The sequence below is a fragment of the Shewanella scandinavica genome, from assembly GCF_031932065.1.
GTDB classification, from domain to species: domain Bacteria; phylum Pseudomonadota; class Gammaproteobacteria; order Enterobacterales; family Shewanellaceae; genus Shewanella; species Shewanella baltica.
This window is the reverse complement of sequence record NZ_JAUOES010000002.1, coordinates 65,009-78,547: the sequence shown is the minus strand read 5'-3', so window position 1 is coordinate 78,547 and position 13,539 is coordinate 65,009. Positions and strand designations below refer to the sequence as shown.

The window sequence follows — 13,539 nt, the reverse complement described above, 5'->3', positions numbered from 1 at the left end:
AGACTCAAGCACCTAAAAATCATAAAAACTATAAATTTAAACATCAGAGTTTAACCATCTGAAATTAGAACATCTGAAAGGACACAAGCAATGAACTCTCTCTACACAAGTCTAAATTTTGGCCTAGGCGAAGACGTCGATATGCTGCGCGATGCAGTGCAGGATTTTGCCGCGAATGAAATCGCCCCAATTGCCGCGAAAGTGGATCACGACAATGCCTTTCCCAATGAACTTTGGCCTGTGCTTGGAGGAATGGGACTGCTCGGAGTAACTGTACCCGAAGAGTTCGGCGGCGCAAACATGGGCTACCTAGCCCACGTCGTCGCAATGGAAGAAATCTCCCGTGCATCAGCTTCTATCGGCCTAAGTTATGGCGCCCACTCAAACCTGTGTGTCAATCAAATCAACCGTAACGGTAATGCCGCGCAAAAAGCCAAGTACCTGCCAAAACTGGTGAGCGGTGAGCATATTGGCGCGCTGGCCATGAGTGAGCCAAACGCAGGTTCTGACGTGGTTTCGATGAAGCTGCATGCCCGTAAAGAAGGCGACCGATTCATCTTAAACGGCAACAAAATGTGGATCACCAACGGTCCAGATGCACACACCTATGTCATTTACGCGAAAACCGACTTAACCAAAGGCGCACACGGTATTACCGCCTTTATCGTTGAGCGTGATTCGAAAGGTTTCAGCCAAGCGCAAAAGCTCGACAAACTCGGCATGCGCGGCTCTAACACCTGCGAACTGGTGTTTGAAGATGTAGAAGTACCAGAAGAAAACATTTTAGGCGGCCTCAATAACGGCGTAAAAGTGCTGATGAGCGGCCTCGATTACGAGCGCGTCGTACTGTCTGGCGGTCCGCTGGGGATCATGAATGCCTGTATGGATATCGTTGTGCCTTACATCCACGAGCGTGAGCAATTTGGTAAATCGATTGGTGAATTCCAACTGGTACAAGGCAAGTTAGCCGACATGTACACAGGCATGAATGCCGCCAAATCCTATGTCTATAACGTGGCAAAATCCTGCGATCGCGGTGAAACCACCCGTAAAGATGCCGCAGGCGCCATTCTTTATAGCGCAGAACTCGCCACTAAAATGGCACTGGATGCAATCCAACTGCTCGGCGGCAATGGTTATGTTAACGAATACGCCACCGGCCGCTTACTGCGTGATGCCAAGCTGTATGAAATCGGCGCAGGCACCTCAGAAATTCGCCGCATGCTGATTGGCCGCGAACTGTTCAATGAGTCGAAATAACGCGAGTTCCAATAATCTCTCACAAGTGAATGGGTAGCCCCTCACTGTAATTTACAGTTTGCGCCACCCATTCGAGCAAGGTGATACCGAGTTTCCGCTTTATAAGGACAATCAAAGTGACGCAAATAAGCAGTCGTATCAACGCCCGTAGCGATGAATTTAAAGCAAAATCCGACGATATGGCCGCCCTAGTGGCCGATCTTAAAACTAAACTCAATAAAATCGAACTCGGCGGCGGCCCTGTGGCGCTGGAGCGCCATTTATCTCGCGGTAAATTACTCCCACGTCAACGGGTTGAAAAGCTGCTCGATGCAGGTTCACCCTTTTTAGAACTGTCGCAATTTGCCGCGTTTGAAGTCTACGACGAAGAAGTGCCCGCTGCGGGCATTATCGCTGGTATCGGCCGAGTGAGTGGCGTGGAGTGCATGATCATCGCCAACGACGCTACAGTTAAGGGCGGCACTTACTACCCGATTACCGTCAAAAAACACCTTCGTGCCCAAGATATTGCCAGCCGTTGTCACTTGCCTTGTATTTATTTAGTCGACTCGGGCGGCGCTAACCTGCCCCGCCAAGATGAAGTTTTCCCCGACCGCGACCATTTCGGCCGTATCTTTTACAACCAAGCGCAAATGTCCGCCAAAGGTATCCCACAAATCGCTGTGGTCATGGGCTTATGTACCGCAGGTGGTGCCTACGTGCCCGCCATGGCGGATGAATCCATTATCGTAAAAGATCAAGGCACGATCTTCTTAGCGGGCCCGCCATTAGTGAAAGCGGCCACTGGCGAAGAAGTTAGCGCCGAAGAACTGGGCGGCGCCGAAGTCCACACCAAAATTTCCGGCGTGGCGGACCATTTAGCGCAAAACGATGAGCACGCGCTGGAGCTTGCCCGCCGCGCGGTATCACGCCTGAATCATCAAAAAGAAATCAAATCACTGCTGAGCCCAGTCAAACCGCCGAAGTTCGACATTAGCGAACTGTACGGCATTGTCGGCACTGATTTGAAAAAGCCCTTTGATGTAAAGGAAGTGATCGCCCGTATCGTCGATGATTCTGATTTTGATGAATTTAAAGCCAACTATGGCGCAACCTTAGTGTGCGGTTTTGCCCGAATTCACGGCTATCCTGTCGGCATTGTCGCCAACAACGGCATTCTGTTCTCTGAGTCAGCGCAAAAAGGCGCGCACTTTATCGAACTGTGCTGCCAGCGCAAAATTCCACTGCTGTTCCTACAAAATATCACCGGCTTTATGGTGGGTAAAAAGTACGAACACGAAGGCATAGCTAAACACGGCGCTAAAATGGTGACCGCGGTTTCTTGCGCCAATGTGCCTAAATTCACTGTGATTATCGGCGGCAGCTACGGCGCGGGTAACTACGGTATGTGTGGCCGCGCGTTCGAACCGACCATGATGTGGATGTGGCCTAACGCCCGTATCTCAGTGATGGGTGGCGAGCAAGCGGCTGGCGTACTCGCCACAGTGCGTCGCGACGGTTTAGCCCGTAAAGGTGAAGAATGGTCAGCTGAAGCTGAAAAAGCCTTTAAAGCGCCGATTGTCGCCCAGTACGACAAAGAAGGTCATCCGTATCATGCCAGCGCCCGTTTATGGGATGACGGCATTATTGACCCAGCGCAAACCCGCGATGTAGTCGGCCTTGCCCTATCGGCGGCGTTAAACGCCCCTATTGAAGACACCCGCTTTGGTGTGTTCCGTATGTAAAGGCACATGTGAAAAACATATGCCACACAATAAGATAGGGGAAAGAATAATGACAGACAGATTAAACAGCACTAGCGGCACAAAGGATTTAAGCAACTTGCAGCACGTCACTTATGCGCTCAATAACGGCGTTGCCGAGCTTATTCTTGACCGAGCAGAAGTACACAACGCCTTCGATGAAGTGATGATTAGCGAGATGATTAGCGTCCTTAGCTATTTTGCTGAGCACAAGCAATGCCAAGTGCTGGTACTCAAAGCAAACGGCAAAAACTTCAGCGCCGGCGCCGATCTCAATTGGATGCGCAAACAAGCCAAAATGGACTTTGAGCAAAATCTAAATGATGCCAAAGCCTTAGCAAAACTGATGCAGGATTTAGATACCTTTCCTAAGCCCACCATTGCATTAGTGCAAGGCGCAGCCTTTGGCGGCGCACTGGGGCTGATTTGCGCTAGCGATATCGCTATCGCCACAACGCGCGCCAGTTTTTGCTTAAGCGAAGTGAAACTCGGATTAATTCCTGCGGTGATAAGCCCTTACGTTGCCCGCGCTATGGGTAACCGCGCATCGCGCCGCTACATGTTAACGGCTGAGCGTTTTAGTGCAGAAAACGCATTAAAGCTTAATGTCATTCATGAGATCAGCGATGACTTGGACGCCGCCGCAAAGCCTATGATTGACGCGCTACTTGCCAATAGTCCGCAAGGCATGGCGTGGGTAAAAACACTGCTGTCGCATCTTGAAGATGGCGTGATAGACCAAAACACCATTGATTACACTAGCGAGCGTATCGCCCGCATTCGGGTATCAACCGAGGGCCAAGAAGGCTTAAACGCCTTTTTTGAGAAACGTCTGCCTAACTGGCAACAAGCGCTCTCAACTCCCACGCAAAAGCCAAGTGATACCCAAGGAGCCCTTTGATGTTGACCAAGCAAATGTTAACTAACCACATGTTTACCAAGCTATTGATTGCTAACCGCGGTGAAATCGCCTGTCGCATCATCAAAACCGCCCATGCCATGGGTGTTCGCACCGTTGCCCTATATTCCGATGCCGATAAAGAAGCGCGCCATGTCGCCATGGCCGACGAATCCTTCTATTTAGGTGGCAGCGCGCCGGCAGACTCCTATTTAAAGGGCGATTTGATTATCGACATCGCCAAAAAAGCCGGCGCCCAAGCCATCCACCCAGGTTATGGTTTCTTATCTGAAAACGCCGACTTTGCCCGTAAATGTGAAGCCGCAGGCATCGCCTTTGTTGGCCCAGGTAGTGATGCTATCGATGCCATGGGCAGCAAAAGCGCCGCCAAATCTATTATGACTGCGGCAAACGTGCCCTTAGTGCCCGGTTACCACGGTGATGACCAAACCGACGCGACCTTAAAAGCGGAGGCACTGAAAATCGGCTTCCCTATGCTGATTAAAGCGGCGTATGGCGGCGGCGGCAAAGGCATGCGTATCGTCGAGAATGAAGGCGAAATCATGGAAGCCGTTAACTCAGCGCGCCGTGAAGCGGCCTCTTCTTTTGGTAACGATAAATTATTGATGGAGCGTTATTTACGCCAGCCGCGCCACGTCGAAGTGCAAGTGTTTGCCGACACCTTTGGCAACGCGATTTACTTATCGGATCGCGATTGCTCGATTCAACGTCGCCACCAAAAAGTGGTCGAAGAGGCGCCGGCACCGGGCTTAAGCGATGCACTGCGCGCCCAAATGGGTGATGCGGCCGTCGCCGCTGCTAAAGCCATCGATTATGTTGGCGCGGGAACAGTGGAGTTCTTGCTCGACACAGACAATAGCTTCTATTTCATGGAGATGAACACCCGTCTGCAGGTTGAGCATCCCGTCACCGAAATGGTCACAGGCCAAGATTTAGTGAAATGGCAATTACTGGTCGCCAGCGGTCAGCCACTGCCTCTTAAGCAAGATGAAGTGCGTATTCACGGCCATTCTTTTGAAGTACGTATTTACGCCGAAGATCCGCAAAATGAGTTTTTACCCGCCAGCGGTAAGCTCAACTTTTTGCGTGAACCCGAGCAAAGTAAGTTTGTCCGTATCGATTCGGGTATTCGCGAAAACGATGTGATCAGTAACTTCTACGATCCTATGATTGCCAAGCTTATTGTGTGGGATGAATCGCGCCCGCGCGCCCTGCAGCGTTTAGTGCATGCCCTAGAGTCGTATCAAATCAGCGGCCTTAAGCACAACATTGAGTTTTTGGCGAACATTGCCGAGCACCCAGCGTTTGCCAATGCCGACTTTAGCACTGACTTTATTGGCCGTTATGGCGACACCTTAATTGGTACAGCGTCAAGCGAAGCCGACACTGCCCTTGCCTTTGCCGCGCTGTATCAAGTGCTTGCCCGTAAAGAAGCCGCCAAAGCGCAAGCGATCAACAGCGCCGATCCTTACTCACCTTGGGGTCAAGTGAGCGGCTTTAGACTCAACAGTTGTAGCCAACACAATATTGCCCTGCTCGATGACGCCCATGAATTACAGCAGTTAGTGATGCTCGATTTAGGCGGCATGTATCAGTTGCCACTGCACGGCCAAGATTGGTTGCTAAATGGCGAACTGAAACAAGACTTACTGCTCGCCGAAATCAACGGCCATAAGAGTAAAGTGCCGGTTAGCGCACAAGGTGATGACTTTACGCTATTTTTATCCTCTGGCAGTTACCACTTCAAAGCAGTGCAAACCTTAGTGGTCGAAGAACAAGCCAGCAATGCTGATAAGTTAAAAGCGCCCATGAACGGTACGGTAGTCACCCATTTAGTTGATGTCGGCGCACAAGTGAAAGCAGGCCAAGGTTTGCTAGTGATGGAAGCCATGAAGATGGAATACACAATCGAAGCGCCCTTTGATGGCATAGTCAGTGAGTTCTACTTTAAGGCGGGTGAGCTAGTGACCGATGGCGCAACCTTGCTTAACGTTGAGCCGTTAGAGACAGACGAGCCAACCGCGATCAAGGAAGCCTAAGATGTCTTTAGTCAATCTAAGCCAAGCTGCGGACGCCAAAGATAGGGTCAGCATCTTCGAGATGGGCGCGCGCGACGGCCTGCAAAACGAAGTCGCTGTGCCGACGGCAGCTAAAATCGCCTTGATTGAATCGCTGGCAGATGCAGGGCTTAAGCGCATCGAAGCCGGCAGTTTTGTGTCACCCAAATGGGTGCCACAAATGGCCGATTCTGCCGATGTGCTCAAGCAAATACAGCGTCAAAGCGGCGTGGTGTATAGCGCGCTCACGCCCAACGTCAAAGGCTTTGAACTGGCACTGGATGCAAAAGCTTCCGAAGTAGCGATATTTGGCGCCGCCTCACAAAGCTTTAGTCAACGCAATATCAACTGCTCGATTGAAGAGTCGATTGAACGCTTTATCCCGTTGATGGAATTAGCAAAAGCGCACAATATTCCAGTGCGCGGCTATGTGTCCTGCGTGCTCGGCTGCCCCTACGAAGGTGAGATAGCGGTCAGTGAAGTGGCCCGCGTGTCTGAAATCCTTTACAAAATGGGCTGTTACGAAATATCGCTCGGTGACACTATCGGTATCGGCACGCCGCAAAAAGCCCGTAGAATGCTGCAAACTGTGACTGAACGTGTGCCTATGGATAAACTGGCGCTACACTTTCACGACACCTATGGCCAAGCATTAGCTAACATTTTGGCCTGCTTAGACTTAGGTGTGCGGGTGTTTGACTCCTCGGTTGCAGGTCTTGGCGGCTGCCCCTATGCCAAAGGCGCGTCGGGCAATCTTGCCACCGAAGACTTAGTGTATATGCTGCACGGCATGGGATTAGAGACAGGTATCGATCTCAACAAGCTAGCGTTGGCAGGGCAAGCAATCAGCACACAGCTGAATCGCAACAACGGTTCGAAAGTGGCCACGGCCCTGTTAGCAAAATAGAACAACAATAATTAACGACACCAACAACCGTTATTAAAAACGCGCGTTATTTCCCGCGCGTTTTATACAGCATAAAAGGACATCACAATGGCAGGACTCAATAAAGTCGTCAGCAGCTATGAAGAAGCGTTAAACGGCTTATCAAACGACATGACCATTATGGTCGGCGGCTTTGGCCTGTGCGGCATTCCCGAAGGCTTAATTAATCAAATGGTTAAGATGGGCGTTAACGGTTTAACCGCCATTTCAAACAACGCTGGGGTTGACGACTTTGGCCTTGGTTTACTGTTAAAACATCGCCAAATCGCCACTATGATCGCCTCTTACGTGGGCGAAAATGCCACCTTTGAACAGCAAATGCTCTCTGGTGAACTGAACGTGATTTTAACGCCCCAAGGCACGCTGGCGGAAAAGATCCGCGCAGGCGGCGCAGGTATTCCGGCATTTTTCACCGCTACAGGCTACGGCACGCCAGTCGCTGATGGTAAAGAAACCCGCGAAATCAAAGGTCGCCATTACGTATTAGAAGAGTCGCTGACCGCAGATTTTACCTTAGTGCGCGCATGGAAAGCCGATACCATGGGTAATTTGGTGTTCCGTAAAACCGCCGCCAACTTTAACCCTATGATGGCGACCGCGGGCAAAATCACTGTGGTTGAGGCCGAGTTTATTGTTGAGCCGGGCGAGCTAGACCCAGATCATATCCACACGCCGGGCATCTATGTTGACCGCGTTATTCAAGGCACGTTCGAGAAACGTATCGAGCAGCGCACGGTAAAAGCCGCGAAATAAAAGGCGCAGGCAAAAACCTTGAAACACAGTTAACGCAATTGGCACTTAGCTCCCTAAAGTAAAAAACTAAAGGGAAAAGCCTAAGAGTAAAGACCAAAGCGTCAAAGCCAAATAGAAAGGATAAAAATCATGGCATTATCAAGAGAACAACTGGCTCAGCGCGTCGCCAAAGAATTAAAAGATGGCTACTACGTCAACCTCGGCATCGGCATTCCAACACTGGTCGCTAACTATATTCCGAGCGGCATGGAAGTGATGCTGCAATCGGAAAATGGTCTACTTGGCATGGGCGAATTCCCAACCGAAGACACCATAGATCCCGATTTAATCAATGCGGGCAAACAAACCGTTACCGCAGTGAAAGGCGCTTCATTTTTCTCATCGGCGGAAAGCTTTGCCATGATCCGTGGCGGCCATGTGGATTTAACCGTACTCGGCGCCTTTGAGGTCGATGTGAATGGCTCTATCGCCTCATGGATGATCCCCGGTAAACTCATCAAGGGCATGGGCGGCGCAATGGATTTAGTCGCGGGCGCCGAAAACATTATCGTGACCATGATGCACGCCGATAAATACGGCAATTCTAAGCTGCTACCCGTGTGCGAATTGCCGCTAACAGGTTACGGCTGCATTAAACGCGTCGTCACAGATTTAGCCTTTATCGAAATAAAAGATGGCGCATTCCATCTTTTAGAGCGCGCCCCAGGTGTGAGCGTTGAAGAAATCGTCAGCAAAACTGCTGGCAAGTTAATCGTGCCAGAGCATGTACCAGAAATGGTGTTTTAAGCGTTCTCTAATCTAAGAGGTTAAGGTTGCTTCTTAGCATCAATGCTCCAGTTTGATGCACTAAGTTTTATACCTTAAAAGCCCAGAAGATAATTCTGGGCTTTTTGTTTATCTAACAATTAGCTAGCGCTGCGACTTGAGAGCTAATCCTAGTCAATTGCACCACTCATTCATTAGTATGAATTACCTGATTAACCCGCTATATTTCAGTAAATTACCTCTTAAAAAAGCGATAATACACGGCAAGTAGTAGGCTATGGCTCATTGCAGATCGTGATAAGGATGCAGAACGAATACCTTATTTGTCGTTCGCAAACCGCTCGTAGCGATAAAAGTTTAGGTTATGGGTAACACGGAGAGCGGTATGCGGGCATGGAGGATCTATTTCTGGTTTTGTGTACTGCAATTAATCATGAATTACCGCGCGGCTATGATGTCCACTGTCGCTTGGTACGATTTTATCAATTGGCTGGTGATGTTGCAGGGATTAATTGGCCTTCAAGGCCAAGTCTATAAATTACGGTTTTTCTCACAAAAAGTGTGGCAACGATTCTTCCCCATATTCTGCGTATGGAGCTTGGTGTACTTAGACATCAATTGGGCCAGTAATGCGACAAATCCATCAGACATAAGCTCAAATATCGACTATGTGATCATCCTAATGCTGACCATTCCGCAGTGTTTAGCCCTATATCGATACGCAGTTAATTGGCATCACTTACCCGCAAAATCGAAAAAGCCTTAACCCTAAAAATCGCCAAGCAATTGTATAAATTACACAATTAAAGAAGCGTATCTAAAACAACTATCAGCACAAAGCCAAAGGAAAGCTTATGTACCAGATTGCAATTGTGATATTTGATGAATTTACCGATATCGATTTTTTCCTCATGCGTGACATCCTCGGCAGGACAAAAACAGACTGGAATGTGAAAGTACTCGGGACCAAAACTAGCCACAGATCAAGTTTGGGGATGACGGTTGCAACCGATGGTCATGTGGCCGAAGTCACTGATGCCGACGTGGTGTTATTTAGCAGTGGCTACAAAGGCGTGCCAGCCGCGCTCGAAGATACTGAGTTTATGTCTGCCCTTAAATTAGATCCCACACGGCAATTGCTTGGCAGTATCTGCGCGGGGTCATTCTTCTTTGCCAAATTAGGCTTACTCGACAATATCTCGGCAACGACTCACCCCGATGCAAAACCCGCATTAGTGGCCATGGGCGTCGATGTAGAAGACTGTGCTCTGGTTATCAATGGCAATATTGCCACCGCGGGTGGCTGCCTGTCCTCACTCTATTTAACCGGCTGGGTCGCTGAGCGCTTATTCGACATTGCAAAACGCTGCGAAATACACCGGCAGCTTATTCCTGCAGGCCAAGCTGATGTTTATGAGACGCTGATCCAATCATCAATAGCAGCTGCAATTCGCTAGCAAGTGGTTTCGGTTCGCTGCTAGAAGCAAGGGACTCCATGATTACACTAAAAAATCTTCTAGAGGCAATAAAAGCCGAGCACCAGATCACCACCCAGAGTGAACTTGCGGCTTTACTGGCTCAGAATGAAATACTCGTACAGCAAATCCAAACTGCCGATGCGCAGCATTGGGTGCATTTTGCCAAGAATACTTTCGATGGTTGGTATTGCATTCGAACACCTATGCTCAGTACCTTTGAAGTTTATTATCAAGAACGTGGGCAAAATTGCTGGGGAGAAGATGTTTTTACCGAGCAAAGTGAAGCCATAGCTGCAGTTATTTTTATGTCTGGTATTTGGGATATCTAAATCATCCTGTTAGGGTGACGTACTTAGATTGACTCACGAGAACAGACTCATTCTTAGCACTCAAATGAACTCTCTGTTTAACTATCTCATTGCCCAAAGGAGCGGTATCTATGGACTGGCTTATTATTGCACTCGCTGGCTTTTTAGGCGGCATGCTCAATGCGGTTGCCGGTGGTGGCAGTTTTATTACTCTTTTGGCGTTAGTGTTTGTCGGGGTTCCACCGATTGCGGCGAATGCAACGGGGACAGCCGCGCTGTTACCCGGTTATATCGCCAGTGCTTGGCGTTTTAGAAAAGATATAGAATATCCGGCGAGTCTTAGTCTTAAGCATCTGATCTTGATTGCCCTTATCGGCGGCAGTATTGGCGCGGGTATTTTGCTGACCACCAGCGAGCAAGTCTTCGCAAAACTGATCCCTTGGCTGATTTTACTGGCCACCGCGGCCTTTATTGTTGGCCCTTGGTTGCTCAAACGAAGAATCGCTGAGCAAGGCGAAAACACCTCTACGCCAATGTTAAGTCCGATAACGGCACTGATAATGCTGTCGGCTGTGTGTATCTATGGCGGTTATTTTAATGGTGGCTTAGGCATCATACTACTCGCAAGTTTTGGGCTGATGGGGCAAACCAATCTACATGGGATGAACGGACTTAAAAATCTGATTTCAGCCCTGCTCACCGCCATCGCCGTTGTGGTTTATGCCGCGGGCAATGTTATCGATGGGCAATATCTGTTGCTGCTTGCTGTGATGGCGATTATTGGTGGCTATGTCGGCGCGGCGCTGGCCTATCGTATTTCACAGCCCTTGCTGCGCGGCTTTATTGTGATTGTCGGTTTAGCGATGGCCTTAGGCTTTTTCATGCGCTGAGCTGTTTATGCGTGAAACAAGGTTTTAATACGTTAGCCTTTGAATGCATTAGCCAACGCGCAGTTCTTGGACTCAAGGGAACAAGACAGTGAGTTTCGATACAAGGTCACATCGATAAATTGCCCTTAGGTTGCTGGCTTGTTACTCTGAGCCATCATTTAGGAAAGCACTGTGACTAAGGATAGCGATGAAACGGATCACCTTTAAACTATGCAGCTTGAAGAAACTATGCAGCTTGAAGCTAAAGGCCTTGAAGCTCAGTACCTTAAGTCTTGCCCTGTGTCTTGTTGCAAGCTCACCCGCTATTTACGCGCAAAACACTAGCGCAACAAGCATTAGCGTCAAAACGGAAACGGGTAACATTCAGGTAAAAACCATAGCCCAAGGGTTAGAAAATGTCTGGGGTATGGCATTTTTCCCCGACGGCAGCATGCTCGTGACTGAACGCGCCGGCAGAATGCGCATTGTCAGCGCCGTAGGTAAAGTGGGCGAACCCTTAACGGGTTTGCCACCGCTATATGCCAAAGGTCAAGGTGGTTTACTTGATGTGGTGCTTGCGCCAGATTTTGCCAGCAGCAAAAAAATCTATTTCAGTTATTCAGAACCCGCTGAAGGTGATGCAAGCGATCTCAATAGCACAGCGGTGAGTTTTGCTACTCTCAATGGCAACAAGCTTGAAAATCTCAGCCGCGTTTTTAGTCAGCAACCTAAAATCAACAGCGGCCACCATTTTGGATCTCGTTTGGTGTGGGCGCCTGACGGCACTTTATTTATCACACTTGGCGACCGCTACAGCGAAAAAGATAGCGCCCAAACATTAGACAATCATTTAGGCAAAGTGGTGCGGATTAATGCCGATGGTTCTGTGCCTAAGGATAACCCCTTCGTTAATACGGCGGGCGCTTTGCCCGAGATCTGGTCTATCGGTCATCGCAATATGCAAGGCGCGGCCATTAATCCCACCAGCAAAGTATTATGGACTGGCGAGCATGGACCTCAGGGCGGCGATGAACTCAATATTGATGAGGCGGGCAAAAACTATGGCTGGCCTGTGATTACCTATGGTGAGAATTACGGTGGCGGCAAAATCGGCGAAGGCACCCACAAAGCTGGAATGGAGCAACCCGTCTACAAATGGGTTCCCTCAATTGCCACGGCGGGCTTTATGTTTTACACGGGCGATAAATTTCCGCAGTGGCAAAATAATATTTTACTCGCCAGCCTAAAGGAAAAAACGCTAGTACGTTTAGTACTTGATGGCGACAAGATTATTAAGGAAGAACGGCTGCTAAAAAATGAATTGAGGCAAAGATTACGCTCAGTCGTGCAAGGGCCTGATGGGTTGATTTATCTTGTGACCGATGAAGCGAAATCAAAATTTTACCAGATCTCACCGCAGCAATATTAAGCACTCGCTTTAACCAAAGCCTTTTAACCAGTGCAACAAGCTCAATGGTGGTTGAGGAATAAAGTTCTATACTGAAACGTCACATGTGCTTGATTCTACAGCATCAGATTGAATACGTGGAAAAATAAAGCATCATACTCATCTGCGCTTAGGTGCATAAATAGAACAGCAATTGAGTATTAAAGTTTCATACTCAAGATAACTCATTTTTGGACAATTCCGAGTTAAAGCCTTAACTCTAACTCGTCATTTTCGGATGAAAATTTCTATGGGCTAACGCCTCAATCAGCCAACGCGTCAGCGGTCGAATGGATTGACTTGTTATGAGTTTTATTGATTTTATCTATGATTCTTTGTGCTTGTTGGATGCCTTGCTGAGATATTTCAAAGAACTCCCAAGTATCTCTTAAGCATAAAGCTAGCAAGTTCGTAGCTTGCTCAAAATATTCTATGGTTTTATCGTCATCAGAAATTGTTCCAAAATAAGCATTACTATCTTTAGAGTGAAATTCAATTAATGATGACAAGTTGCCATGGCTATGCAGCGATAGGGCTTTGTAATAACCATTAAATAAGCCTGATAACCCGGCTTTACTAAAACGCTTATTAACCGACAAGTACTTTCCAATTGACTTGTAATGTTCAGCCCTTTCTGTGTTTACACCTTTACTAACTTCATGTAGTTGCCAATAAAGAGATTTCGTTAGCTGCTCCCAGTATGTAGGGTCTGTAATACATGAACTTAAATCCGCGTATGATTCCAGTGCTGTCCTTAGAATGATAGGAGCACTTGAGATTCGATTTTGATTGAGCAGCAACACTGTATCGAGACAAAGCTCACTAATTCGTGTTGCCAGTATAAGAACATATTTTTCTTGGAGCGTGCTGTACTCGAGCCCATTAAATTCAGACTCTCTTAGCTTTAAAAGTATCACCCAATCTTCAACAGTATTCATGCTCTCCCGAACTCATAACGTTTGAAATAAGGGGCGCCGAGCGCCAGCTAGGGGAGC

General features: G+C 48.4%; 13 protein-coding genes. 12 read left to right on the top strand and 1 reads right to left on the bottom strand.

Annotated features, from left to right (window positions below):
- Window positions 1–90 precede the first annotated feature (90 nt).
- From Q4Q50_RS01810 to Q4Q50_RS01755, 12 genes are all read left to right on the top strand, one after another.
- The gene (locus Q4Q50_RS01810; RefSeq protein ID WP_113940993.1) at window positions 91–1,260 is read left to right on the top strand and encodes an isovaleryl-CoA dehydrogenase; all 1,170 of its coding nucleotides are present in this window, start codon (window positions 91–93) and stop codon (window positions 1,258–1,260) included.
- Window positions 1,261–1,376: 116 nt separating this feature from the next.
- A complete protein-coding gene (locus Q4Q50_RS01805) occupies window positions 1,377–2,984 on the top strand; it encodes a carboxyl transferase domain-containing protein (RefSeq protein ID WP_006085530.1) in 1,608 nt (535 codons plus the stop codon).
- Window positions 2,985–3,033: 49 nt separating this feature from the next.
- Window positions 3,034–3,903, top strand: coding sequence for an enoyl-CoA hydratase-related protein (locus Q4Q50_RS01800; RefSeq protein ID WP_311898084.1), 870 nt, complete (start codon window positions 3,034–3,036; stop codon window positions 3,901–3,903).
- A 14-nt stretch (window positions 3,904–3,917) separates the two neighbouring features.
- Window positions 3,918–5,960 (top strand): acetyl/propionyl/methylcrotonyl-CoA carboxylase subunit alpha, encoded by a 2,043-nt coding sequence (locus Q4Q50_RS01795; RefSeq protein WP_311898274.1) that lies wholly within the window; start codon window positions 3,918–3,920, stop codon window positions 5,958–5,960.
- Window position 5,961: 1 nt separating this feature from the next.
- Window positions 5,962–6,885 carry a hydroxymethylglutaryl-CoA lyase gene (locus Q4Q50_RS01790; RefSeq protein ID WP_311898083.1) on the top strand — a complete coding sequence of 308 codons (924 nt, stop codon included), beginning with the start codon at window positions 5,962–5,964 and terminating at the stop codon, window positions 6,883–6,885.
- Between the two features lie 87 nt (window positions 6,886–6,972).
- Entirely contained in the window at window positions 6,973–7,677 is a 705-nt protein-coding gene (locus Q4Q50_RS01785; protein ID WP_311898082.1) for a CoA transferase subunit A, read from the top strand.
- Window positions 7,678–7,806: 129 nt separating this feature from the next.
- Entirely contained in the window at window positions 7,807–8,463 is a 657-nt protein-coding gene (locus Q4Q50_RS01780; protein ID WP_006082325.1) for a 3-oxoacid CoA-transferase subunit B, read from the top strand.
- A gap of 364 nt (window positions 8,464–8,827) precedes the next feature.
- Entirely contained in the window at window positions 8,828–9,208 is a 381-nt protein-coding gene (locus Q4Q50_RS01775; protein WP_311898081.1) for a hypothetical protein, read from the top strand.
- An 88-nt stretch (window positions 9,209–9,296) separates the two neighbouring features.
- The gene (locus Q4Q50_RS01770) at window positions 9,297–9,899 is read left to right on the top strand and encodes a DJ-1/PfpI family protein (RefSeq protein WP_311898080.1); all 603 of its coding nucleotides are present in this window, start codon (window positions 9,297–9,299) and stop codon (window positions 9,897–9,899) included.
- A gap of 38 nt (window positions 9,900–9,937) precedes the next feature.
- Complete coding sequence (locus tag Q4Q50_RS01765; RefSeq protein ID WP_311898079.1) at window positions 9,938–10,249, top strand: cytoplasmic protein; 312 nt, start codon at window positions 9,938–9,940, stop codon at window positions 10,247–10,249.
- 110 nt (window positions 10,250–10,359) lie between these two features.
- On the top strand, window positions 10,360–11,118 hold the full coding sequence (locus tag Q4Q50_RS01760; RefSeq protein WP_311898078.1) for a sulfite exporter TauE/SafE family protein: 759 nt from the start codon (window positions 10,360–10,362) through the stop codon (window positions 11,116–11,118).
- A 187-nt stretch (window positions 11,119–11,305) separates the two neighbouring features.
- Entirely contained in the window at window positions 11,306–12,526 is a 1,221-nt protein-coding gene (locus tag Q4Q50_RS01755; protein ID WP_311898077.1) for a PQQ-dependent sugar dehydrogenase, read from the top strand.
- Window positions 12,527–12,807: 281 nt separating this feature from the next.
- Here the strand turns inward: Q4Q50_RS01755 and Q4Q50_RS01750 are convergent, their stop codons facing one another.
- Window positions 12,808–13,482, bottom strand: a complete 675-nt coding sequence (locus Q4Q50_RS01750; protein WP_311898075.1) for a DUF5677 domain-containing protein — start codon at window positions 13,480–13,482, stop codon at window positions 12,808–12,810.
- Window positions 13,483–13,539 lie beyond the last annotated feature (57 nt).

Coding starts and splice junctions, on each gene's coding strand:
- Q4Q50_RS01810 (WP_113940993.1), top strand. CDS start 91: ATGAACTCTCTCTACACAAGTCTAAATTTTGGCCTAGGCGAAGACGTC.
- Q4Q50_RS01800 (WP_311898084.1), top strand. CDS start 3,034: ATGACAGACAGATTAAACAGCACTAGCGGCACAAAGGATTTAAGCAAC.
- Q4Q50_RS01795 (WP_311898274.1), top strand. CDS start 3,918: ATGTTAACTAACCACATGTTTACCAAGCTATTGATTGCTAACCGCGGT.
- Q4Q50_RS01790 (WP_311898083.1), top strand. CDS start 5,962: ATGTCTTTAGTCAATCTAAGCCAAGCTGCGGACGCCAAAGATAGGGTC.
- Q4Q50_RS01785 (WP_311898082.1), top strand. CDS start 6,973: ATGGCAGGACTCAATAAAGTCGTCAGCAGCTATGAAGAAGCGTTAAAC.
- Q4Q50_RS01780 (WP_006082325.1), top strand. CDS start 7,807: ATGGCATTATCAAGAGAACAACTGGCTCAGCGCGTCGCCAAAGAATTA.
- Q4Q50_RS01775 (WP_311898081.1), top strand. CDS start 8,828: ATGCGGGCATGGAGGATCTATTTCTGGTTTTGTGTACTGCAATTAATC.
- Q4Q50_RS01770 (WP_311898080.1), top strand. CDS start 9,297: ATGTACCAGATTGCAATTGTGATATTTGATGAATTTACCGATATCGAT.
- Q4Q50_RS01765 (WP_311898079.1), top strand. CDS start 9,938: ATGATTACACTAAAAAATCTTCTAGAGGCAATAAAAGCCGAGCACCAG.
- Q4Q50_RS01760 (WP_311898078.1), top strand. CDS start 10,360: ATGGACTGGCTTATTATTGCACTCGCTGGCTTTTTAGGCGGCATGCTC.
- Q4Q50_RS01755 (WP_311898077.1), top strand. CDS start 11,306: ATGAAACGGATCACCTTTAAACTATGCAGCTTGAAGAAACTATGCAGC.
- Q4Q50_RS01750 (WP_311898075.1), bottom strand. CDS start 13,482: ATGAATACTGTTGAAGATTGGGTGATACTTTTAAAGCTAAGAGAGTCT.